This window comes from Hahella sp. NS-SX17, assembly GCF_057367735.1.
In genome coordinates, this window is record NZ_CM170632.1 from 971,863 (window position 1) to 994,297 (window position 22,435).

The 22,435-nt window shown below is 57.0% G+C and carries 19 protein-coding genes; 12 read left to right on the forward strand and 7 right to left on the reverse strand.

Annotation, left to right across the window (positions count from 1 at the left end; all coding sequences use genetic code 11):
* Positions 1-2: 2 nt before the first annotated feature.
* Positions 3-1,004 (reverse strand): ferrochelatase, encoded by a 1,002-nt coding sequence (gene hemH, locus AC2IBB_RS04415; RefSeq protein ID WP_486331692.1) that lies wholly within the window; start codon positions 1,002-1,004, stop codon positions 3-5.
* A 299-nt stretch (positions 1,005-1,303) separates the two neighbouring features.
* Between hemH and AC2IBB_RS04420 the strand changes: the two genes are divergently transcribed.
* The 7 genes from AC2IBB_RS04420 (at position 1,304) to hemB (ending at position 7,508) form a co-directional block, all read left to right on the forward strand.
* Complete coding sequence (locus tag AC2IBB_RS04420) at positions 1,304-1,627, forward strand: c-type cytochrome (protein WP_486331693.1); 324 nt, start codon at positions 1,304-1,306, stop codon at positions 1,625-1,627.
* A gap of 273 nt (positions 1,628-1,900) precedes the next feature.
* Positions 1,901-2,662 (forward strand): AraC family transcriptional regulator, encoded by a 762-nt coding sequence (locus AC2IBB_RS04425; protein WP_486331694.1) that lies wholly within the window; start codon positions 1,901-1,903, stop codon positions 2,660-2,662.
* A gap of 134 nt (positions 2,663-2,796) precedes the next feature.
* Positions 2,797-3,717, forward strand: coding sequence for a DMT family transporter (locus tag AC2IBB_RS04430; RefSeq protein WP_486331695.1), 921 nt, complete (start codon positions 2,797-2,799; stop codon positions 3,715-3,717).
* A gap of 30 nt (positions 3,718-3,747) precedes the next feature.
* Complete coding sequence (locus tag AC2IBB_RS04435; RefSeq protein WP_486331696.1) at positions 3,748-4,599, forward strand: beta-keto acid cleavage family enzyme; 852 nt, start codon at positions 3,748-3,750, stop codon at positions 4,597-4,599.
* Between the two features lie 22 nt (positions 4,600-4,621).
* Complete coding sequence (locus AC2IBB_RS04440) at positions 4,622-5,281, forward strand: alpha/beta hydrolase (RefSeq protein WP_486331697.1); 660 nt, start codon at positions 4,622-4,624, stop codon at positions 5,279-5,281.
* Positions 5,281-6,483 carry a 3-oxoadipyl-CoA thiolase gene (pcaF, locus tag AC2IBB_RS04445; RefSeq protein ID WP_486331698.1) on the forward strand — a complete coding sequence of 401 codons (1,203 nt, stop codon included), beginning with the start codon at positions 5,281-5,283 and terminating at the stop codon, positions 6,481-6,483. Before AC2IBB_RS04440 ends, pcaF begins: the two co-directional genes overlap by 1 nt.
* Positions 6,484-6,524: 41 nt before the next feature.
* Positions 6,525-7,508 carry a porphobilinogen synthase gene (gene hemB, locus AC2IBB_RS04450; protein ID WP_486331699.1) on the forward strand — a complete coding sequence of 328 codons (984 nt, stop codon included), beginning with the start codon at positions 6,525-6,527 and terminating at the stop codon, positions 7,506-7,508.
* Between the two features lie 65 nt (positions 7,509-7,573).
* On the opposite strand, the gene ppnN is transcribed toward hemB, so the two are convergent.
* Positions 7,574-8,941 carry a nucleotide 5'-monophosphate nucleosidase PpnN gene (ppnN, locus tag AC2IBB_RS04455; RefSeq protein ID WP_486331700.1) on the reverse strand — a complete coding sequence of 456 codons (1,368 nt, stop codon included), beginning with the start codon at positions 8,939-8,941 and terminating at the stop codon, positions 7,574-7,576.
* Between the two features lie 382 nt (positions 8,942-9,323).
* Between ppnN and thiI the strand changes: the two genes are divergently transcribed.
* Positions 9,324-10,775: a tRNA uracil 4-sulfurtransferase ThiI gene (gene thiI / locus AC2IBB_RS04460; protein WP_486331701.1), complete on the forward strand. Its 1,452-nt coding sequence runs from the start codon at positions 9,324-9,326 to the stop codon at positions 10,773-10,775.
* On the opposite strand, the gene AC2IBB_RS04465 is transcribed toward thiI, so the two are convergent.
* Positions 10,772-11,914: an HD-GYP domain-containing protein gene (locus AC2IBB_RS04465; protein ID WP_486331702.1), complete on the reverse strand. Its 1,143-nt coding sequence runs from the start codon at positions 11,912-11,914 to the stop codon at positions 10,772-10,774. The two genes, thiI and AC2IBB_RS04465, sit on opposite strands and share 4 nt — an antisense overlap.
* Before the next feature lie 110 nt (positions 11,915-12,024).
* Positions 12,025-12,522, reverse strand: coding sequence for a DUF3299 domain-containing protein (locus tag AC2IBB_RS04470; RefSeq protein WP_486331703.1), 498 nt, complete (start codon positions 12,520-12,522; stop codon positions 12,025-12,027).
* A 223-nt stretch (positions 12,523-12,745) separates the two neighbouring features.
* Here AC2IBB_RS04470 and AC2IBB_RS04475 point away from each other — a divergent pair, with 223 nt between their 5' ends.
* Genes AC2IBB_RS04475 through AC2IBB_RS04490 form a run of 4 tightly spaced genes read left to right on the forward strand, consistent with a single transcriptional unit; the run spans position 12,746 to position 16,248 of the window.
* Positions 12,746-13,360: a DUF2796 domain-containing protein gene (locus AC2IBB_RS04475; RefSeq protein WP_486331704.1), complete on the forward strand. Its 615-nt coding sequence runs from the start codon at positions 12,746-12,748 to the stop codon at positions 13,358-13,360.
* A gap of 17 nt (positions 13,361-13,377) precedes the next feature.
* Entirely contained in the window at positions 13,378-14,157 is a 780-nt protein-coding gene (locus AC2IBB_RS04480; RefSeq protein WP_486331705.1) for an ABC transporter ATP-binding protein, read from the forward strand.
* A gap of 19 nt (positions 14,158-14,176) precedes the next feature.
* Positions 14,177-15,430: an ABC transporter permease gene (locus tag AC2IBB_RS04485; protein WP_486331706.1), complete on the forward strand. Its 1,254-nt coding sequence runs from the start codon at positions 14,177-14,179 to the stop codon at positions 15,428-15,430.
* A 29-nt stretch (positions 15,431-15,459) separates the two neighbouring features.
* A complete protein-coding gene (locus AC2IBB_RS04490; protein ID WP_486331707.1) occupies positions 15,460-16,248 on the forward strand; it encodes an alpha/beta hydrolase in 789 nt (262 codons plus the stop codon).
* Positions 16,249-16,275: 27 nt separating this feature from the next.
* Here AC2IBB_RS04490 and AC2IBB_RS04495 read toward each other — a convergent pair whose 3' ends face one another.
* The 3 genes from AC2IBB_RS04495 to AC2IBB_RS04505 form a co-directional block, all read right to left on the reverse strand.
* Positions 16,276-18,018 carry a diguanylate cyclase gene (locus AC2IBB_RS04495; RefSeq protein ID WP_486331708.1) on the reverse strand — a complete coding sequence of 581 codons (1,743 nt, stop codon included), beginning with the start codon at positions 18,016-18,018 and terminating at the stop codon, positions 16,276-16,278.
* Between the two features lie 208 nt (positions 18,019-18,226).
* Complete coding sequence (locus AC2IBB_RS04500) at positions 18,227-20,545, reverse strand: di-heme-cytochrome C peroxidase (protein ID WP_486331709.1); 2,319 nt, start codon at positions 20,543-20,545, stop codon at positions 18,227-18,229.
* Between the two features lie 39 nt (positions 20,546-20,584).
* Positions 20,585-22,348 carry a di-heme-cytochrome C peroxidase gene (locus AC2IBB_RS04505; protein ID WP_486331710.1) on the reverse strand — a complete coding sequence of 588 codons (1,764 nt, stop codon included), beginning with the start codon at positions 22,346-22,348 and terminating at the stop codon, positions 20,585-20,587.
* Positions 22,349-22,435 lie beyond the last annotated feature (87 nt).

Below are 22,435 nucleotides of genomic sequence, written 5' to 3' on the forward strand. Positions count from 1 at the left end.
CGTCAGATCCAGCCCCGCAAGTGTTGCTCACAGAGTTCCTGTAGCAATTCGATATGTTCAGGCTCTGCATTCAATGCTGGAATGTAGTGAAAGTCTTTGCCGCCTGCCTGCTCATACAGCCCTCGGTTTTCTTCCTCGATTTCCTCCAGCGTTTCCAGGCAGTCTGCGGAGAAGCCGGGGCAAATAACGTCCAAGGCTTCGCAACCGCTGGCTCCAAGCTCGGTAACAGTGGCGTCGGTATAAGGCTTCAACCACTCGGCGGCGCCGACCCGGGACTGAAAGCTCATCACCCATTGCGATGCATCCAGATTCAACGCCCGCGTCACGGCATGAGCGGTTTCCTCCGCATCGCGGCGATATGGATCGCCTTTGTCCACGTAGGCTTTGGGAAGGCCATGAAAGGAAAATAACAACTTGCCCTGCCGTCCTCTCACTCGCCAATGGGCGCGTATGCTGTCGACCAGGGCGGCGATATAGGCTGGGTGATTGTGGTAACGCTTCACGAAACGAAGTTCGGGAATGTCCCGCATTCCGCCAAGAGCCTGAGCCAGCGCATCGAAACTGGCGGCAGTGGTGGTGGCCGAATACTGTGGATACAGCGGCAGCACCAGAATTCTCTCGATGCCCTGATTTTGCAGCGTTCTGAGCTTATCCGGCAGGGAGGGCGCGCCATAGGTCATGGCGAAGTCCACGAGCACGCGAGCGCCGAGTTCTTGTCCCAATGCGTTCTGTAATCCGCAGGCTTGTTGCTGCGTGATGCTTTTGATCGGAGAGCCCTTTGGCGTCCAGATCTTGCGATAGTTTGGAATGAGCTTCCTGGGGCGCAGACGAAGAATGACCAGATTCAGAGCCGCCCACCAGATCAGGCGCGGCGCCTCGATGACTCTGGGGTCGCTGAGAAACTGCTTCAGGTAACGGCGTATGGAGGTGGCGTCGGGCGCATCCGGCGTGCCCAGGTTGACAAGCAATACGGCGCTCCGGGTGTTATCAGGGCTAATGATCATTCAGATAGGCATTCCAGCTAGGGGACATTAATTTTATATCAGGACAGCGCATGAAAAACTGCAGTGGATCAAGGCAAGCACGCAGTCTGACTTCCTACAATTGCGATCCCGAGCGTATGACGTTGAATTATAGCGTCTTCACAGGTCGAAATGTGTCTACGCTTCCCCTGCGTGGACGGATCATTTCTTCCGCCCATTCAACAGCCTGCGCGCAAGGCCGCGGCGGCTGGTGGGCGGCGAGCGACCTATGCTATAAAGGCCTGACAAAAATTCCAACACTCCAAGAAGGAGAATAACTGATGAGAGTAGCCAAGAAAGTTCCTGTAATCCTGGTCGGCGTAGCTTCCGTATTGCTTTCCGTCTCCGTACAGGCGGCGGATGCGGCGGCGGGCAAAGCCAAGTCGGCCGTTTGTGCGGCATGCCATGGCGCGGACGGCAAAGCCGTTATCCCCACCTATCCAAGCCTAGCCGGCCAGAATGAGCAGTATCTGGTGGAAGCCATGAAAGCATATCGCAGCAAGAATCGCAGCGGTGGTCAGGCGGTTATTATGCAAGGTCAGGCGGCGGCTTTGTCTGATGACGATATCGCCAATCTGGCGGCCTATTACGCTGAAATGAAATAACAACGCCTTAATACGCGCAGCTGCGGATCAACGGCTGCGCTGTTTCATCCCTTCCTGTTTTCTCCCTCCTTTCGCATTTTTCCGCACTGACTTTCCAACCGATTGACTGTATGGGGGATTTTCCTTTCTTGAGCTTGTCTTTACGCCATGGATAATTGGGCTACGTTACGCTGAATATTGCTGCCAAAGGAGTTAAAACAGGGCGTTATGACAGAGCAGACAGTCAGACCATATGTCGATTCGAAGGCAGCCGATTTAGATTCTGGGGAGTACATGCCGATCCGGGGCGAGCGACCAGTTGTCGCCAGGTCCAGGGAGTTCCCCAACGGTTATCGGGTTACGCCGCACAAACATGAATGCTGCCAGCTGATTTTTGCAATCACGGGGGTGATGGAGCTGACCACCTGTGAGGGAGTATGGCTGATCCCTCCACAAAGGGCGGTATGGATGCCGCCGAACGTTGAGCATGGGATGCGCGCGCGGGGCGATGTCTCTCTCAGGACCATGTATATCCAGCCGCATGCGTGCCCGGTCAGTTTTCCGCACAAACCGCGCACGCTGCAAATATCGCCCTTACTGAGGGAGTTGATTATCCGCGCTATGCGCGTGCCCAGCGATTATGACGAAGAGGGGCGGGACGGTCGCATCATGACTTTAATCTTGGAGGAGATTGAATGGTCCGATGAGCGCCCTTTACGATTGCCAGCCGCTCGAGACTCCCGTTTACAGAAAGTATGTCGGACCATCCTGGCCAATCCGGCCGACCCCCAGGATTTAAAAGACTGGTCGAGCGTGGTGGGCGCTTCTGAACGTACGCTTTCCCGCCTGTTCCGTAATGAGCTGGGCGTTTCCTATCAATATTGGCGTCAGCAGGTGGCGGCTCTTTCCGCCATCCCCCGGCTCGCAGCCGGAGATCCTGTCACACTGATTGCTTCGGAACTCGGCTATGATACGCCGGGCGCCTTTTCCGCTATGTTCCGGCGCATCATGGGAGTCGCTCCCAGTCTCTACTTTCAACGTCAGTCAGAAAGGTGAGTTTTTGTTAAGTTTGTCTGGTTTGGCGTAATCATTGGCTTCTCTCAGGAAGTTCGGCTCTTGGCGCCGGCGTAGGATGTCTTCCGTCGATCTGCGCAGCTCAGGTCCCCCGATAGTCACTCTGAGAGTTAGCCATGTCCGCCGTTGCATTCAGCGATCGCAAGCGTTATCTGACGCTCATCCTTATCTCAACCTTCTTGTTTGGGTCCTCCTTCCCCGCGACTAAGGCTGTTCTGACGGAGGTTTCTCCCTTATGGGCGGTGTGCCTGCGGTTTTTGACGGCGGCCTTGTCCATCGCCCCATTGCTGGTCTGGCGTGGCGACTTTGGAGGACATTTAAGGCTGAAACGGGTGGCGTGGGCGCAAATCATCGTTATCGGTTTGCTACAGACCACGGGTTCTATGGCGTTTCTCAATTTAGGTCTGCAATCCGTCGCCCCTCCCAAGGCGGCGATATTGATGGCGTGCGCCCCGCTGATGGTCGCTGTCATGGCCAGGCTCATACTGAGGGAAACCGTTTTTGCCCTGGCATACGCTGGAATGGGCGTTGCGCTGTTTGGAGTGGTCCTGTGTCTGGGAATTGATTCCGTAGTAAACGGCGTACTGGGCGTTGGCGAGCTGCTGGTCATATGCGGCGCGTTTTGTTGGGCCGCGGCGACAGTGGCGATCAAGAAATTCGCGCCGGAGCTTGACGCCTGGGCGCTGTCATTCTGGCAGATGCTGATAGGCGCGATGGCGCTGGCGCTGATCGCCCTGATCAATGGAGAACCTTTCGGCGCACCCGTCAGCCTGTCTGTCTGGGGCGCGTTTGCGTGGCTCGCTATTCCGGCGACCACTGGAGCGATGGGATTCTGGTTTCAGGCTTTACGACTGGGCAGTGCCGTGCACGCCAGCGGATTTCTATTCCTGTCACCGTTATTCGCCACGTTAATTACCTTCGCTCTTACAGGAAACCTGCTAACAATGCGGGAAATCGCAGGAGGCGTGTTAATTGGAGCCGGCATTTATCTGGCCTCACTGCCGCAACGCGGCGAGGCGTCGGCATCCTGTACCTGATTAATCATTGCTTTGTATGGAATCTGAAAAGTGAACAAGCTGATTATTACTGCTGCGGTTAACGGCGGCATCACCAGCCGCCAGAAAAACCCTGGAGTGCCTTACACTCCGGAAGAAATCGCTCAAGCGGTGTACGACTGCTGGAACGCAGGCGCTGCAATCGCTCACATTCATGCGCGTAACGATGACGGCAGTCCCAGTTACAGCGCGGAGGTCTATGGAGAAATCGTACAGCGCATTCGGGATCGCTGCGACATTCTTATAAACCTGAGCACCTCAGGGTTGAATCTGCCTGCCGATAAGGCGAAGAACGAAGCCTGGAATCACCTGCGTTACAGGCCGGAGATCGCGTCTTTCAATTGCGGTTCCGTCAACCATGGCGATAAACCCTTTATCAATCCCCCAGCTTTGGTTCGCGAGCTGGCGCTGGACATGCGTGAATACGACGTGAAGCCAGAGATTGAGGTATACCACAGCGGTGTGATCAACGAATCGCTGTTACTGCGCAATGAAGGCTTTTTGTCGGGCCCCCTTTATTTCACCTTCGCCCTGGGCATTCGCGGCGGAGCCGCCGCAACCTGCAAGAATCTGCTGCACTTTGCGGAAAGCGTCCCGGAAGACAGCGTCTGGAGCGCCCTGGGAATCGGCAAGGATCAGCTCGCAGTCAATCTGCACACCATTCTGCTGGGCGGGCATGTCCGCACCGGCATGGAGGATAACGTTTACTACCGGTATAAAGAGCTGGCCCGGAATAACGCTCAACTGGTGGAGCGCATAGCCCGCTTCTCTTTAGAGGTCGGCAGACAGATCGCCACCCCGGATGAGACAAGAATGATGCTGGGCCTTGAGGCGCCGCAAACCGTCGCGGCTTCTGTCGCCTAACGCAAGATTAAGGGAGTAAACAATGAACCCACATATGAAAAATCCAGTCAGTTTTTTGGGCGACGTATCCGGACAGGCGGAAGTCGCAGTGGTTTTGCTGCACGGGCGTCGGCAAACCGAAGAGGAAACGTTTCGCGTCGGTGAACGCATCGGCCTGGACAAAGTGCTGTACGCCTTGCCTTCCGCGCAGGAAAGAACCTGGTATCCACATGGCTTCATGGCGGCGCTGGAAGATAACCAGCCCTGGCTGAATTACGCATTGGAGACGGTGGCCGAGACGGTCTCCGCCTTGGAGGAACGGGGATTCGCTCGCCGTAACATCGGATTTATGGGGTTTTCGCAAGGCGCCTGTCTGGCGGCGGAGTTCGTGTATCGCAATCCTGATCGCTGGGGTGGACTGGCGGCGTTTACCGGCGGCCTGTTCGGACCTAAAGGCATGGGTTGGGAAGGCGCGGGAAGCTTTGACGGGATGCCCGTATTCCTGGGAACCAGCGATGTTGACAGCTGGGTGCCTTTGGATCGCGTGCGGGACTCTGCGGAGGTCTTCCTGAATATGAGAGCGAGTGTTGATATGCGCGTCTATCCAGGTATGGAGCACAAGGTCAATCGGGATGAACTGGAGGCTGCAAGGGCGATGCTGTCAAAGATGATCGTCGGGGAAGCGGCGGTGGAGTGCGCATAATGAGCGAAGCCTATATCTGTGACGCCGTACGTACGCCGATTGGAAGATACGCGGGCGCTTTATCCGGAGTCAGGGCGGATGACCTTGGCGCGATTCCCTTGCGCGCCATCCTGGAAAGAAATGCGGGCCTGGACGAAGGCGCTGTCGAAGAAATTGTATTCGGCTGCGCCAACCAGGCGGGGGAAGACAACCGCAATGTCGCCAGAATGAGCGCACTGCTGGCTGGATTCCCCGTTACGACGCCGGCCATGACGGTTAACCGCCTTTGTGGTTCGGGTATGGAGGCCGTGGCCAGCGTAGCGCGGGCGATCAAATGCGGAGAGTTAGGGCTGGGGATCGCCGGCGGCGTTGAGTCCATGTCGCGGGCGCCTTTTGTTGTGCCCAAGTCTGAGCAAGGGTTCGGCCGTCACATGGAGGTGTACGACACCACCATCGGCTGGCGTTTTGTGAACCCGTTGATGAAAGCGCAATACGGCGTCGACTCCATGCCTGAGACCGCGGAAAACGTCGCGGTGCAGTATGGCGTCGGCAGGGAGGATCAGGACGCGTTTGCGTTGCGCAGCCAGGAACGTTATGCCGACGCCAAGGCGCGCGGGGCTTTTGATCGTGAAATTGTCCCGGTGATGGTGGAGCGCCGTAAGCAGCCGACGTTAATTGTGGACAGCGACGAACATCCCCGTGCGACGTCGTTGGAAAAACTGGCGCAATTGAGGCCGCTGTTTGGCGAGGGCGGTGCGGTCACTGCTGGCAATGCGTCCGGCGTCAACGATGGCGCGGCGGCCATCCTGCTTGCTTCAGGCGCGATGGCGGATCGCCAGCACTTGCGGCCATTGGCCAGAGTCGTGGCGTTCGCCAGCGCGGGCGTGGAGCCCAAGGTAATGGGAATAGGTCCGGTTCCAGCGGTAAATAAAGCATTGGCGCTGGCTGGGCTGAGCATCGAAGACATGGACGTGATTGAGCTGAATGAAGCGTTCGCTTCCCAGGGCATTGCTGTGCTGAGGGAGCTGGGCGTGAAGGAAGACGCCGAACATGTGAACCCGAATGGCGGCGCTATCGCTCTTGGCCATCCATTGGGCATGAGCGGCGCGCGCATCGTGGGAACCGCCGCCCACTATTTGCAGGCGCATAACTTGCGCTATGCATTGTGCGCCATGTGTGTGGGTGTAGGGCAAGGCGTTGCAATGGTGCTGGAGCGGGTTTGACCCGCTCTGGTGTGAAATAACCGAATAGAGGAAAACGGAACATGGCGCAGGCTTCTTTTCCCGTGGCGCGTCCCCGACGTCTACGTCGCAATAACTCAATACGCGACCTGGTGCGGGAAACCGCGTTGCGGGTGGAGGATTTAGTGTATCCCCTGTTTGTCATCCCCGGTATTCAGCAGCGCGAGACGGTCGACTCCATGCCCGGGGTTGAGCGTTTGTCGCCGGATCTGGCGGTGGAGCTTTGCGTCGGCGCCAGGCGTAACGGCGTGAAAGCGGTGCTGTTGTTCGGGCTGCCTGAGCATAAAGACCCGCAGGGACGCAGTGCATGGGAAGACGGGCCGGTGCAGCAGGCGTTGCGTCTGATCCGGCAGGCGGCGCCAGGGCTGACGCTGATTACGGATGTGTGTCTATGCCAGTATGCGGAGCACGGCCATTGTGGCGTGCTTTGCGGCGATGCCGTGGATAACGATCGCACCCTGGCGCTGTTGGCCAAGGTGGCGTTGAGTCACGCGCGAGCAGGGGCGGACGTCGTCGCTCCCGCCGCCATGATGGACGGTCAGGTGGCGGCGATTCGGCGCGCGCTGGACGCTGACGGATTCCAGCACGTTTCCGTCATGTCCTACGCGGTAAAATTCGCGTCCGCTTTCTACGGACCCTTCCGGGATGCGGCGGATTCCGCGCCCGCGGGCGGCGACCGCAAGCAGTATCAGATGGACCCGGCCAACTTGCGGGAAGCAATGCGGGAGGCGGAGCTGGACGCAGCGGAAGGCGCGGACTTTCTGATGGTGAAGCCGGCGATGGTGTACTTGGATGTGCTGCGCAAGCTTCGCGATCGATTGGATCTGCCGATGGCGGCTTATAACGTCAGCGGCGAATACGCCATGGTGAAAGCCGCAGCCGCCAACGGCTGGATCGATGAACGCAGCGTGGTGTTGGAAACCTTACTGAGCATGAAGCGGGCAGGCGCGGATATGATTATCAGTTATCACGCTCTGGACGCGGCGCGCTGGCTGCAGGAAACCTGATTTCTGTCCTTGATCCCTGGCGGCTCACCGCCGCCAGTGCTTTCCTTTCTAGCAAGAACGTTTTCTTAATCCACAATGCGATAGCTGGGCACGTATTTGCTGCCCGGTAATTTCATCCGCTGCTGTTTCACGAAAGACTCCAGCAATGATCCAAAAGAGCCGACGATGGTTTTGTCGCCGCTGATTTCGAATGGCCCCAAACGCTCGACTAACTGCACGCCATCTTCTTTTACGTTGCCGGACACAATACCGGAGAACGCCCGCCGCAGGTTCGCCGCCAGATCGTGGATCGGCTGCTCCCGGTGTAATGCAAGCGCGCGCATGGTTTCATGAGTGGGCTGGAAGGGATGTTGGAACTCGGGCTGAACCTTCAATAGCCAGTTGTAATAGTAAGCGTCGCTGGAGCCTTTGCGGTGGTAAGTGACGTCCTGGATGCCTTTTTTCATTTCCAGCGCGACCAGCTCCGGGTCGTCAATGATAATGCGATAACGACGCTGAGCGGCTTTCCCCAGGGTCAGGCCAATAAATTCGTTGATCTGCCCAAAATACTCTTCGTTTTTCTTGGCCCCGGCGAAAATCACCGGGAAGGGCAGTGAATCGTTCTCCGGATTGAGCAGAATGCCCAGCAGGTAAAGAATCTCCTCCGCCGTGCCGGCTCCGCCGGGGAAGACCACAATGCCATGGCCCAGGCGCACGAAAGCTTCCAGGCGCTTTTCGATGTCCGGCAGGATCACCAGCTCATTGACGATAGGGTTCGGCGACTCCGCCGCGATGATGCCCGGTTCGGTCAGGCCGATATAACGTCCGCTTTGAATGCGCTGTTTGGCGTGAGCGATGGTGGCGCCTTTCATTGGGCCTTTCATGGCGCCGGGGCCGCAACCGGTGCAGATGTCGAGCCCGCGCAGTCCCAGAGAGTGTCCGACTTCTTTGGTGAAATCATACTCGTCGCGACTGATGGAATGGCCGCCCCAGCACACCACGATGTTGGGGTAGCGACGCGGAATCAGCACGCCTGCGTTACGCAGCATATGGAAAATAAAGTTGGTGATGTCCTCGCCGTTGTTCAGATTCAACTGTGTGTGGTGGGACAGCACATTGTTGGCGTAGATGATGTCGCGCAGCACGGCGTAGAGATGTTCTTGAATCCCTTTGATCATCTTGCCGTCGACGAAAGCATTGTGAGGCGCATTGATCACCTCCAGCTTGATGCCGCGGGCCTGCTGGATCAATTGAATATCGAAATCGGCGAATTCGGCCAGAATGGTGTTGGGGTCGTCGGACTCGTTGCCGCAATTCAATACGGCCAGGGCGCATTGCCGGAACAGGCGATAGACGCCGCGATTGCTGCGATCCCTCAACAGGTTGACTTCGTGTTGCGAGACCAGATCGAGGCTGCCCTCCGGGGCGATGCGTGCGGTTATTTTGTTACTCATATCTATATCTTTCCTTTTCAAATACTTCTACTTGCCGGCAAGGCCGGCGGTTCCGATTCCGGCGGACGGCTTTGGGGGCGAGCCAGAGCCTGATGGCGATTGCAGACATAATTGTGACGACGCTGAAACGCCAGTAGAGCCTAATCTGCTATTGTTATCATTTATAAGACCCCATCCGGGAGCAGGGTTATGTAAGGATGACCGAAGCGGCGCAGGTAAGCGGGTTTTCCGGATGGAATCTAAATAGTAAGTCGTATGGGCGAAGTTAGCCATTACTCCCAGGCGTTCTCCGCACAAGGGTATTTTTGGCGATCGGCCCATGCATGACCGGGGGAATGGTAGTAGAATACCGCCCCCGCTGAGATTTGGATCAGGCCAGATTATGAAGTTTCTCGTCAAATTATTTCCCGAAATCACAATTAAAAGTAAACCGGTGCGTAAGGATCTGGTCAAGCAGTTACGCATAAATATTCGCCGCGTATTGCGTCAGATCGACGAAAACGTGGTGGTGGAAGGATCTTGGGACAAAATTGAAGTCTGGTTGCCGGATGCGGATGAGCGCACCAGCAAACGGGCGATTGAAGCGCTGCAACGTGTGTCGGGGATCACCAACTTCCTGGTGGTGCATGAATATCCCCTGGCGGACTTTCATACCATCTATTTGAATGCGAAATCGCTATACGAGGAGCAACTGGAAGGCAAGCGTTTCCAGGTGCGAGTCAAGCGCGCCGGCAAACATGACTTCACTTCCATGGATCTGGAGCGTTACGTCGGCGGCGGACTGCGTCAGCACACCAAGGCGGCGGGGGTGGACCTGTCGAATCCGGAAGTGATTATTTCCATCGAAGTGCGCGACGATAAATATTATCTGGTGGAGAAGCGCTACGAAGGCCTGGGCGGGTACCCCGTCGGCGGCCTGGAGCCAGTGGTCTCTCTGATGTCCGGCGGCTACGACTCCGGCGTAGCGAGTTATCTGACCATGAAGCGGGGCATGCGCACGCACTTCTGCTTCTTCAATATGGGTGGAACCGCTCACGAAGTGGGAGTAAAGCAAGCGGCGCTGTATTTGTGGGAGAAGTACGGCGGCGGACAGCGGGTGAAGTTCATTACGGTGCCGTTTGAAGGCGTTGTAGCTGAGATCCTGGACAAGATCTATCACTCCAACATGGGCGTGGTGCTGAAACGCATGATGCTGCGGGCGGCGACCCAGGTTGCGCGGGACCTGTCCGCCACGGCGCTGGTTACCGGCGAATGTGTGGCGCAGGTGTCCAGTCAGACGCTGACCAATCTGAACGTGATCGACTCCGCCACTGACATGCTGGTGCTGCGTCCGCTGATCGTCACTGACAAGCAGGACATCATCCGCATGGCCGGCCAGATTGGCGTGGAAGAGTTCGCCCGCAATATGCCGGAATACTGTGGCGTTATTTCGGATCGCCCTACGACTAAAGCGCGGGACTATCGCATAGAGAACGATGAGAAGCGTTTCGATATGCAGGTGCTGGAACAGGCGCTGGCTAATCGCCGGGCGATTAATATTGACGAAATCATGCAGTCGGAACTGACCGTGGATGAAGTAGAAGTCGTGTCGACGCCTTCTCTGGATGACGTGATTATCGATATCCGCCACCCCAACGAGCAGGAAAAGGCGCCGCTGATGCTGACCAATAACAAAATTCTGCAGATTCCTTTCTACGAGCTGGAAAGCCGGATAGGAGAAATGGACGGCGAAGCCCGTTATCTGCTGTTCTGCGACAAAGGGGTGATGAGTCAGTTACACGCCAGCCACCTCAACGGAAACGGGCGTAAAGTGCTGGTGTATCGCCCGCTTTAACCGTATTCGTTTTCACGAAAGCGCTGCTGGATTTCTTCAATATGTTTGCGGCAATCCATCAGCGCGACGACGCACTCCCTGTCTAATTTGGTTCCCGCCATACGCTTGAGTTCGGCGAAGGCTTTGTCATTGTCCCAGGCGGGTTTGTAAGGGCGGGCGCTGGTGAGGGCGTCGAAGACGTCGGCGACGCTGACGATTCGGGATTCAATGGGGATCTCCTCGCCGCGCAGATGCTCGGGATAGCCCGCTCCATCCAGAGTTTCATGGTGATACAGCACAATGTTGCGCAGCATGTTCACATGACTGACGCCATTGAGGCCGTAGTTATCGATCAGGGCGTCCACCAGTTCATGTCCGTACATAGGGTGTCGGCGCATTTCATCCAGCTCTTTTTCCTCCAGGCGTCCGGGTTTTAGCAGAATGCTGTCCGGCACTTTGATTTTGCCGAGATCATGCAAGGGCGCGAACAGGCAAATGTGCTCCACGTACTCATCAGAGAAACCATGCTGGGGCGCCAGGCGCGCGGCGATCAGTCTGGAGTAGCGCGCCATACGCTCAAGATGGCCGCCGGTTTCGGGATCGCGGGAGTGGGTCAGCAGCATGGCCGATTTGACGGTGGCGATCAGTGTGCGGATGTTGCTGCGCTCGTTGTACACGATCAGAGTGATCATGTGTCCGATCATATCCATGTCCGCCGGCGTCCGCCCTTGGAAACAGTCTTTTTCCGCGCCATTGAAGAAAACAAAGCCGAGAAAACGCTCGTTATAGCGCATGGGAAACGTATAGGAGGCGTGAAATCCCGCTTTCAGCAGGGCGTTTGTGTGCTGGGTTGGACTGTCCCCGCCGCCAAGTTCACCGCCAATATCATTGATGACGCGGATGAACCTGTTGTCTTTCATATGCTGCAGGGAGGCCACTTCGTGCAGAGCGGTCTGGTAGTGCTCCAATAAAGGGTGACTGACGCCGGCGGAGGCGAAAGTCTTGAGCTGGTCCTGCAGGGCGTCGTAAATGGCGACGGCGATGCGGCAGATAAAAGGATAGGTCTGCTGGAGGTTATCCAGCAGATACTCCAGCTTTTGCTGCACGCTGCCTTGATGATTAAGAATATCCAGAGAATCCGGCTGATACTCGCTGGCCACAAACATTCTCCCGGTCTGTCGTTGCTACTTCCTTTAACGCGCCGTTGGAGCGCGGATATTTAAAGTGTAGTCGAGATCAGGAGTATGGCTCTGGATCTGCCTCGGGCCGCTTAGTTGTACTGATAAGGCTCGAAGGCGTCCGCCTGCATGCTGTAGCCGCTCTCAGCCAACTCACTGCTGACGGTTTCTACGCTGATGGCGCCGGATACCCAGAATGCGTCATAGAGATAATCCAACGGCAGAGGCTTCTTGTTGGCTTTCACGTAGACGATCTGGTTAGAGGGCGGCGGCGGCACGTGGATGCAGGCCCCCATGTACGGCACCAGCAAAAACTCGGTGACTCCGCTCTCATCGCCTTCCAAAGGCACCGCAAAGCCCGCGATGCGAACTTTCTGTTTGTTCAGCTCCGGCACGATAGGCGCATTGCCCTGAGGCGGCGGCTCCATCGCAATCTGGCCGTGCTCCACGGTTCCGCTGAGGGTTTGTTGCTGCGCAGTTTTAGGAATCAAGTCCTGCCATTGGACGGTTTTAAAATCCTCCGCAAGCGCCCCGCCGGAGACCAGGGACGAAAGTGCGATTGCGACCAGTGTCGAGAACAATCTGTTCATAAATATCCTATGGAATCAGTAGTGTCTTCATAACGGGGAAAGGCGATCCAGTCCGTCGATAGCCGCTCCCAAGCCAGGGCGGCGTAGCTCATTGTAAAGAGTCGCGTGTTCAAAGATTAACTCTTTTGATCTGAATTCGCCCTATAACAAATTTGATGCGTTATGTTATAACATAAAAAACCAGTTGGAAAAATCACTCTCAAAGTTCAGGAGCATGAAATTTATGAGTTATAGAAATCGTCTGTGGGCGGGTATGATGTTGCTGGCGGCGAGTCAGTTCGCGCAGGCTGAAGATTTCGAGCAGCACGGGGCGCATGTGCATGGCGCAGCAACTATGAATCTGGCGCTGGAAGGCGGCAGTCTGGTGGTGGAGCTGGAGAGCCCTGCGATGAATCTGGTGGGCTTTGAGCATGCGCCTGCAACCGACGAGGAGCGCCAGCAAGTGGAAAAGGCGGCGGCTTTGCTGCATCGCGGTGAAGAACTGTTCGCTCTGACTGCGGCTGCGGGCTGCAAGCTGGTGTCGGTGGAGGTGGACGGCGATGTTTTCGAGCACGACGAGAGTGACGCCAAGCATGAGGAGGCGGGTCACAAGGATCATGAACACGAAGAGCATGAACACGGTGATGAGGAAGACGAGCATGATCATCATGAGCAAGGTCACTCTGATGTCGACGTCTCGTACATTTTCGAATGTAGCGACGCGAGCAAGCTCACCGCAGTGGACGTATTGCTGTTCAAACATTTCCCTGGTCTGAAAGATCTTGATGTTCAGATGATTGGGCCTAAGGGGCAGAACGCCATGGAGCTGAGCCCGGAAAAACATCTGATTAATCTGTAAGTAGTGAGAATGGCGTCATGCAGAAACTAAGCGAACCCGCCACAGCCTCCGTAAGGGCGACGGCCGCCGCGTCGAATTCGGCGCTGGGGCGCGTATTAGTGCAGTTGGATGGGTTGAAATTTCGTTGGCCTGGAAGCGATGGCGATGTGTTGGATATTCCCGAGCTGCAGGTGAGGGAGGGCGAACGAATCTTTCTGCGCGGCGCCAGCGGCAGTGGTAAAACGACGCTGCTAAGCCTTCTTGGAGGGGTGATTCAGCCCAGGGAGGGAAGCGTCAAGGTCATGGACACGGCGCTAAGCGCGCTCAGCGCCTCACACAGGGATGGATTCAGGGCGGATAACATCGGCTTCATTTTCCAGATGTTTAACCTCATTCCCTACCTTTCGCTGGTGGATAATGTGACCTTGTCCTGTCGCTTTTCCAGGGCGCGACGGCAAAGAGTCAGCGTCCGAGGAGTGAGTCTGACCGAGGAAGCGGAGCGTTTGTTGTCTCATTTGCGCCTGGATGTCGGCAAGCTCGGGCGCAGACCCGTCACCGACCTCAGTGTGGGGCAGCAACAGCGGGTTGCTGTGGCGCGGGCGCTGATTGGTTCGCCTGGGCTCATAATCGCCGATGAGCCTACCTCAGCCTTGGATGCGGACGCCCGGGTGGCGTTTATCGAACTGTTGTTCCAGGAAGTGGCCGCCAGTGGCTCCACGCTGGTGTTTGTCAGCCATGACCCTGCGTTGCAAAGCCTGTTTGACCGCACTATCAGCCTGGCGGAAGTCAACCGCGCCTATCAGCCACCGGAATCTTGATCAGCGGGAGCCGCATTCGATGTCTATTTACAGTTTGACTTTGCGCAGCCTGCTGAACCGCAAGACGACGGCGCTGCTGACTATTTTCTCTATCGCCGTCAGCGTCATGCTGCTGTTGGGGGTAGACAATATTCGCAGAGAAGCCAAAGCGGGCTTCGCCAATACTGTTTCCGGCGCTGACCTGATCGTCGGCGCCCGCAGCGGGTCCGTGCAACTGTTGTTGTACTCGGTATTTCGCATTGGCAATGCGACCAACAATATCTCCTGGAACAACTATCAGGAAGTGGCTGGCATGAAGCGGGTGAAGTGGACCATCCCTCTGTCATTAGGCGATTCCCATCGCGGTTATCGCGTGCTGGGCACCAATACGGATTATTTTGAGCACTTCCGCTATGGCGCCAAACGCCAGTTGGCTTTTGACGAAGGCGCTCGCTTTGATGATGTCTACGACGCGGTCTTGGGAGCGGAAGTGGCGGAGAAGCTGGGCTATCAACTTGGGCAGTCCATCGTTATTTCCCACGGCGCCGGCGAAGTCAGCTTTGCTAATCACGATGACAAGCCTTTCAAAGTTGTTGGTATCTTGAAAAAGACCGGCACGCCGGTGGATCGCACAGTGCATGTTTCCCTGCAGGGAATAGAGGCCATTCATCTGGGATGGGACAGCGGCGCGCCCAGCGGTTCAATCAGTGCGGAGCAGGCGCGGCATGCGGATTTGCAACCCAAGCTGATAACAGCCTTTCTGGTTGGGCTGGATTCCAAAATCGCCACCTTCACCTTACAGCGCGCGATTAATAACTATCGCGGCGAGCCGTTGCTGGCGATTTTACCGGGCGTGGCGCTACAGGAGCTGTGGAGCATGATGGGCGTGGCGGAGGTGGCCTTGCTTGCAGTGTCGGCGTTTGTTGTCGTGACTGGCTTGATTGGCATGTTGACGGTAATCTGGTCTGGGTTGAACGAACGTCGCCGGGAAATGGCCATACTTCGCTCCGTGGGCGCCAAGCCGCGGCATATCTTCGTTCTGCTGATGATTGAGGCCGGATTGATGGCGGTCTGCGGGGTGATAGTCGGCGTCGGATTACTGTTTCTGACACTGTTAGCCGCCCAGCCGGCGCTGGAAAATTACTTCGGTCTGTTTATCGGCGTGGACCCGCTGACCCTGGATAATTTGGCCGTACTGGGCGGCATCATCCTGGCGGGCGTATTAATCGGCGCGGCGCCGGCCTATCGGGCCTATCGCTACTCCCTGGCGGACGGTATGACGATTCGAACATGAGACAATCCTGGGCAAAGGCGCGAACCTTTATGTGGGCTTTAGTCAGCACTCTGTTGCTCATCTGCTTCTCTGGCGCGGTGTTTTTCTGGTTATATCAGGACCGGATGATTTTTTTTCCCCAGCCCGTTGACGCCGCCAACCGCAGCAGACTGAAGTCCATTGAATATAAATTTGAGCATGAAGGCGTGACGTTGTCCGGATGGTTCCAGCACGGTGAAATTTCTGCGCGCAAGCCCTTGTTGATGTACTTTGGCGGCAATGGCGAAGAAGTCTCATGGAACGCCTGGGAGATGGACAAGCTGCCGGTGGACTCTTACTTGTTGATGAATTACCGGGGCTATGGCGACAGCGAGGGCTCTCCGGGCGAGGAAGCGTTGGTGGGAGACGCTGTTGCGCTATACGATCATCTCACCCGTAAGTTGAAAATCGATCCTCAGCATATTGTTCTGCTGGGTCGTAGCCTGGGCTCCGGCGTGGCGGTGCAGTTGGCCAGTCGGCGTCCGGTGCGAGCGTTGGTGCTGACGACGCCATTCGACAGCCTGGCCGCTGTCGGCAAACGGCATTATCCCTGGTTGCCGGTCGGTTTACTGGTGCGTCATCCCTTCAATTCACTGACTCATGCGGCGACGATCAAAACGCCTGCGCTGGCATTGTTGGCGGGGAGAGACAGGATTGTGCCAGTGGAGCATGGGCGGCGCTTGATGCAGGCTTGGGGCGGTCCGCAAAACACGGTTACCCTGGACGCGGCGGATCACAACGACATCAGTATGTATCCTGAATACTGGCGCGCAATCAGTCAGTTTATCGAGAGGCTTTAGTTGTGTCTGATCTAGCTATGTCAGCAGTCAGCTTTCCGCGCCGACCAGAGCTTCTTTCGATATGTCCGACTCCCTGCGCGGGGCGCAGGAACGATAATCGATAACCCGGTTGCGGCCTTGTTGTTTGGCGGTGTATAGCGCATAGTCCGCGCGTTCGAATAGCTTATTGGGGCAGTCGAACTCGTCGTGATCCATGCTCGCAACGCCTACGCTGATCGACAACTTGTAGCCGGACTCCGTTTCTTCTTCCACCTTGACTCTTAAACGATTCGCCAGACTCATTGCAGCATCGTGGTCGGTGTTGGGCAGGATGACAACGAATTCCTCGCCGCCATAACGGCATGGACAATTTGGTTTACGCACGCCTTTCGCCAGTATGCGGGCGACCTCCTTTAACGCATGGTCGCCGACATTATGGCCGTAAGTATCGTTGAACTGTTTGAAGCAATCGATATCGATCACCAGTAGCGTCAGCGGCTGCTTGCTTTGCTGCGCGCGATGAAACTCCGTCGCGAACTTGTCGTCAAAATGGCGACGGTTGAACAGGCCAGTCAGGGCGTCTGTGTAGGTTTTGCGTTGCAACTCATTTACCCGGCTGCTCAGTGCGAGAGACAGCAACACCATTTCCGTCAGTGAGCCGATCTGGAAACCGTTCTGAGTGAGCACATTGTGCGGCAGCAGGCCAAAGGTTTTCAGCATGTACGCCAGCACGCCGATCAATAACGCCGTCCAGGCGGTCATGTAATATCGCGCCGGTCGCGAACCCGCCATCAGCGCGAGCACGCCCATCAGCAGCAGTTGCGCCGCGATGACGAACGTCAGCAGGGAGATCGGCACGATCATGGTGTGATAACTGAAAAACGGCGTACAGGCGAGGCTGATGAGCATCAGCCATTCCAGCACGCGGGCGGCGAAGTCAGTCCGCGGCGCGATTTGCTGCGTCACCAGAATCGAACGGGCGAACTGCAGCGCTCCCAGCAGAGACAGAATCAGCAGGATCAGCAGACTGTGATTGGCGAACCAGGGGAAGTTCGGCCACAGGAACTGGAACGTCAGGCCGTTATGCACCGCCATATACAAGCCGTAACTGGTGACGTATAGCAGATAATGGGCGAAGGTGCGGTCGCGAACGGCGATAAACATGAAAAAGTTATAGATGACGAGAACCAGAAACCCGCCGTAGTAAGCGCCGTAAGCCAATTGTTCCTTGCCGATGCGCTCCAGCAGAGATTCCGGCGCATACAAGGACAGTCCGATGTTCATGGCGCCGTCGCTGCTGAAACGCATGTAGTAGGTTTGGGAGGTGTGGGCCGGCAGCTCCAAAGGGAACAAGTAGTCCCTGTGCTCTACATCCCGGGAGTAAAACGAGAGGCGATCGCCTGTGGCGTGACGTTTCCAGGAGCCGTCAGCAAGCGGTTCCCAGAGCGTCAGATGATCGATCAGGGGATAGTCCTGACGCAGCGTCACCGCCAGCTCTTCCGCTGTGGTGTTTTTCAGTGTGAACCTGACCCACCAGGCGGACTCTGAGAAGCCGAAGTTAGGGGATTGGCCTCCCGTGGGTTTGAACCGGCGAGCGAACTCATCGGAGCTGACCTCTTCAAAACGCAGGGTTTGCGTAGGGTCTTCCAATAACGCCAGATGCGGCGTCAGCCCCGCCATGTCGAGGCCTTTGTCCACGTTGAGTGGAGCGACGCCGTCGGCGGCCTCCAAACTTCGGGCAAAAAGCAACACAAACACTAAGCAAGCTAGCGTATAGCTATGGCGAGGCATTTGGCCATCTCCAAAAAGTTGACTAACTTATGTTCCTTTGGAAGAAATAGCTTCCATGCCCTCTCCTAGCTCACGCCGGAGGAAAGGCGCAATAGTCTGTTAGTATTACCAATAAAGGCCGCATTGTCGACTTAACAGGAGGCTGTTGCAAGCCCCCTTTGTCAGCCTCTTTCCTTTACCGTCAGACGTTTAAAACGCCCTTGCGGCCTCACTCCAACGACGCTGTCACGCAATGCGGAGGCCTATATTCCACCGGTGTTTCAGGCTCATCTCGGTGTATTTTCAGATACTCGATAATCGCCATGCGTTGTTTCTCTGTCAGCGTGGGACCGATGACGCCCTTAGGCAGTGGATTTGCTCCAGAGTCGCGCAGGAACGCACGCCAGTCACTCGTGGAAGCCGAGAAGGCGTGGCCGCTGTTACTGTTGCCGGATAAACGGGTATCGAACCAAGAAACGTTGCCTTCCATCCCTTGTGGCGGCTGGGTGATGAAGCCTATATGCAGGGGGTCGAAGTCTCTGTACCCGACCTGGAACTGGCTGTCGCGCTGCTCCGGCGGCGATAACAATTGATAGAGGTTCGGTACGGAGCCATTGTGCAGAAATGGCGGCGTCGCCCAGACGCCCTCCAGGGGGCGCGGCTTATATCCTGCGACTTCCTGAGGGAGGTCAAGGGTGCCGAAGCCCTCCAGGCACTGGCGTTGCGCGTAGTCGATGTTGTTATCTGCGTAGTAACGGTTTTTAACCAGGACGCCAATGAGGTTCAGGGCCAGTCCTTCAGACAGTTTATGAATGTCTTGTCGCGCCAGCAGGTTATCGATGTCTCTGACGCCAGTCCGGGTTAACCTGATCAACTCGTCACTGAGGCAGGCCAGATCGCAATGCTTCGTATAGTGAGGGCGATAGAGGCTTTCAGGCGAAGCGGAGTCAGACGGGGGGGGCAGGTTCTCCAGTGCGGCGGCGATGACGGCGAAATCGCCGATGGGCGCGACGACCGGGTTGACGTCCACCGCAGGGTAAGCGCTCAGCAGTTCAGGCAGGTCGCCCAACGCAAGCTCCTGCGTCTGACGCAGCTCGATAATCTGGCGTAGCCTGCCGCGCACCTCGCGGACAAGACGCTGTGTAAACAAAGGGCGCAGAGCGTCGTCAATGTCCTGGTTATTCAGTCCGGTCGCAGATAAATCATAATGTTTGTCGATAAAGGCCTCGGCGGCGCTTGGATCAGTGCCGATAACGCTGAGCGGCGCGATGGAGATCATCCACTCAGACCAGGGGGCGGGTTTCAAGGGCGCGTTGATCTCCAGCTCGACGGAAGAAGCTGGATGGGGGCCATGGCAGCCCTGACAGTAACGTTTGAATAAGCCTTCGCCTTCGGCGGCGAGCGCCTGATCAACCTGCCCGAATACATGCTCAGGCCAAGCTGGCGCTTTGAGCATCTGAAGCGCGCTCTCGATACGGGCGAGGTCTTCGATGCGCACGGCACTGTGAAAGCGGCGCCCAGGGGGGAGGGGGGAACCGTCGGCGTTGAGCAGGTCTATGCGAGCCCCCACGCCAAGCGCCTCTCCGATATTGCGCGCCAGAGGCTGGGCTACTGATCCGTTATACTGCACCCAGTTAAACTTCCAGATATCCCACAAGTACGGGTAACTCACTGGCGCCGCGCCGACCTGGTAGTTGGATGCGTCTAAATGGTCGCCGAACAGCGTGTTGCCGATTCGCCCCAGGGCGTCGGTGCGTCCGTAGCCCTCGTCCATAGGATAGAGTCTACGTAGTGGGTTATTCTGACCTGCGCCGACAAAACCGCCGACACTACGCCAGAGGGCGGCGCGTAGCTCATCCTTGCCCTCAGGATAGCGATCGCTCAGCACCTTTTGCGCAAAGCGGTCGAACTTCCAGGGATTGACTGCTGTGTAGAACAGAGAAGCGACCAGGGTCGGCGCAAAAGCTCCGCGCCCCATGCTGGTGAGAGCGTGCATGGCGGGGCCGCCGTCAACCCGCACAGCGTAACGTACGCCATCTCGTTGATAGTGGAGTTCGCCGCTGTGGCAGGCGGCGCAGGTTATGTCTAAAACCTCTTCGCCGATCGCAGGATCGAGATGCTTGCTGAAGCCTACCGGCAGCTGGTCGGGATTGGCGGAGCTGGGGGCAGGGTCGACGACAAAGCGGAGGCGACGCATCCGCTCCGGGTCCGCCAGACGTTGTTCGCTGAACGGTTCTTCCAAGTGTACGAACCAGTCATAACGCACTGCGCCAGCGGACGCGCCCTGCGGCATGGAAACGCCCTGAGGCGTGTAGTAGTAAAGCTCCCGCAGCGATGCATTATCTTTCTCCCAGCCCTGGTCCAGGTAAACATACTCATCGACAGGCTCCGCCGCTGGCTGGTGCTTATTGGGATACAGCACAAACCAGGCGAATCCGGCGCAGGCGGCGGCGATCAACGCCACAACGGCGAGGATCAGCCATTTAAAGAGTCGCAGCGGAACGCTGCGCTTTTGCTGGACAAACTTCATACTTCCCTTGGATGTCATATCCGTTCCTTTCGCACCTTTTCATTTCTTATTGCGTTGTTATAGAGATTTCAGATATTCGAGCAGCGCTTGCTTGTCGTTGGCGCTCAGGTCCACGCCAAATAAATGTCCCGCATTGCTATTGCCGGGAAGACGTGTGTCGAACAGCGTAGCGCCGGGTATCTGCTGAGTGCTGAGGCCGACATTCACAGGGTCGAATTCGCGGTCGCCGACATAGAATGTTTGCGGGCGCTGTTCGGGCGATAGCAGTAGGGATCGCAGATTGGGTACGGAGCCATTATGCAGATACGGAGCGGACGACCAGACGCCATCCAGCGGGCGCGCCTTGTAGTAGCGTGGAATCGCCGCGGCGGCGGGCTTTCCGCTGGGGTGAGACGCCTCCGCCACATCCAGAGTGGCGGCGATTGGATGTCTCAGTATGGCGCCGATTGCGGCGTGAATGACCAGCTTAATGCTGGGCTCCGTTGTCCCGATAGCTGCGCCGCCGAACACCATCAGCTTGCGCCCCTGATATGGGCCGCTTTGCGCAGTGGCGCGCAGAAAGTTCATGGCCATCCTGGGATCTGTGCCGATTTCGTCAAGCGGCGTTAGAGCGACGCTGATCTTTGCATTGGGTTTGCTATGGTCCGTCAGGGTGTGACAGGACTGACAACGCTCGGCATACAGATTGCGCCCCTGTGCAACGAGATCCGGGTTCAGTTCACCGAAAATAGGCGTCGGCCATACTGGCGCCTGCAAGGCTTCGTTACGCTTTTGGATATCGCCCAGATTGCTGAAGTTGACGCTGCTGGGGTAGCCGGGAACGTCACTATGACCATCAACAGACGCCGAGCCGTATACCGCCAACGCTGTCGTGACGTTCTGCGCCAGAGGCCCTGGAGCTGCATTGCTGGCGGAGCCGTTCCATTGCACCAGATCCATGCGCGGGGCGCCCCACAATACGGGGAAGCTGACAGGCGCGTCGGGGGAACGTCGATTTTCCGGCTGATGAGTGATTTCTGAGGTGATCACATTAAAGATTTGTCCGAACGCATCCAGCCGCCCGCGACCATAGGGAACCTCTGTGCTATTCATGGCGAAGCGCTCGGTGAAATAGGCTAGTCGTCGCTGCAGGGCCGCTTTCAATTTCGCTTCTGACTTAGTCGATAACGCTTTTGAGAAGCGGGAGAACTTGTCGGGCTGCGCCAAAGTCGCCTGTAGGCTGTCGCGTATGGCGAACTCAAGGCCACTGTAGTTGATCAACGCTGAACCGCCGTCAATACGGACGCTCTTTCCTCGATAGCGCACTTCCGCCGTATGGCATGCTGCGCATCCCAGCCCCGCCCAGGCGAGACCGTCAGCGTCTATATCCTTGGCGAATCCCACTGGCAAGGCGTCGGGGTTGTGCGGCGATCTGGGCGCGCTTAGAAAACCCAATTGGTTCATATACGCGTTGGCCAGAAAGGGCGCGTTACTATCCGTCTGCTCCAAATTCAGAAGCCAGTCGTAGGGAATGATGCGCGAACCGAAAGACGCGAATTGCGCCTGATCCCGCTCAGCGCTCGACCAGCCCTGCTCCAGATGGAGAATATCGCCCGCGCTGACGGGGGCGGTTTTAGGCGGAGCTGGTGTTTTATCTGTCCCTTCGTCGGTCTGGCGACAGGCTGAAACGCCGAGCAGCAGCGCCGGCGCGCATACCGCCAGGACCAGGCGCCGCGTACGGGGCGAGGGCGGATAGGAAAGTGGCGACATAGCGTCGCCGCGTAATGAGGAAAGTCTGGGCAAGGCGCGTAATAAGCCGCGGCCGGTTGAACAGCAAAGCATTGTGTACAGTCCTGGATGTCCCTGAAAAGCAGATGAGTGTCTTTAATTGTTATCGCCGCCAGTTAGCTATTAAGCAGGCAGGGCCTT

Bases quoted from the DNA above. Each gene is read 5' to 3' on its own strand.
- hemH (WP_486331692.1), bottom strand. From the start codon at position 1,004: ATGATCATTAGCCCTGATAACACCCGGAGCGCCGTATTGCTTGTCAAC.
- AC2IBB_RS04420 (WP_486331693.1), top strand. From the start codon at position 1,304: ATGAGAGTAGCCAAGAAAGTTCCTGTAATCCTGGTCGGCGTAGCTTCC.
- AC2IBB_RS04425 (WP_486331694.1), top strand. From the start codon at position 1,901: ATGCCGATCCGGGGCGAGCGACCAGTTGTCGCCAGGTCCAGGGAGTTC.
- AC2IBB_RS04430 (WP_486331695.1), top strand. From the start codon at position 2,797: ATGTCCGCCGTTGCATTCAGCGATCGCAAGCGTTATCTGACGCTCATC.
- AC2IBB_RS04440 (WP_486331697.1), top strand. From the start codon at position 4,622: ATGAACCCACATATGAAAAATCCAGTCAGTTTTTTGGGCGACGTATCC.
- pcaF (WP_486331698.1), top strand. From the start codon at position 5,281: ATGAGCGAAGCCTATATCTGTGACGCCGTACGTACGCCGATTGGAAGA.
- hemB (WP_486331699.1), top strand. From the start codon at position 6,525: ATGGCGCAGGCTTCTTTTCCCGTGGCGCGTCCCCGACGTCTACGTCGC.
- ppnN (WP_486331700.1), bottom strand. From the start codon at position 8,941: ATGAGTAACAAAATAACCGCACGCATCGCCCCGGAGGGCAGCCTCGAT.
- thiI (WP_486331701.1), top strand. From the start codon at position 9,324: ATGAAGTTTCTCGTCAAATTATTTCCCGAAATCACAATTAAAAGTAAA.
- AC2IBB_RS04470 (WP_486331703.1), bottom strand. From the start codon at position 12,522: ATGAACAGATTGTTCTCGACACTGGTCGCAATCGCACTTTCGTCCCTG.
- AC2IBB_RS04475 (WP_486331704.1), top strand. From the start codon at position 12,746: ATGAGTTATAGAAATCGTCTGTGGGCGGGTATGATGTTGCTGGCGGCG.
- AC2IBB_RS04480 (WP_486331705.1), top strand. From the start codon at position 13,378: ATGCAGAAACTAAGCGAACCCGCCACAGCCTCCGTAAGGGCGACGGCC.
- AC2IBB_RS04485 (WP_486331706.1), top strand. From the start codon at position 14,177: ATGTCTATTTACAGTTTGACTTTGCGCAGCCTGCTGAACCGCAAGACG.
- AC2IBB_RS04490 (WP_486331707.1), top strand. From the start codon at position 15,460: ATGTGGGCTTTAGTCAGCACTCTGTTGCTCATCTGCTTCTCTGGCGCG.
- AC2IBB_RS04495 (WP_486331708.1), bottom strand. From the start codon at position 18,018: ATGCCTCGCCATAGCTATACGCTAGCTTGCTTAGTGTTTGTGTTGCTT.
- AC2IBB_RS04500 (WP_486331709.1), bottom strand. From the start codon at position 20,545: ATGACATCCAAGGGAAGTATGAAGTTTGTCCAGCAAAAGCGCAGCGTT.
- AC2IBB_RS04505 (WP_486331710.1), bottom strand. From the start codon at position 22,348: ATGCTTTGCTGTTCAACCGGCCGCGGCTTATTACGCGCCTTGCCCAGA.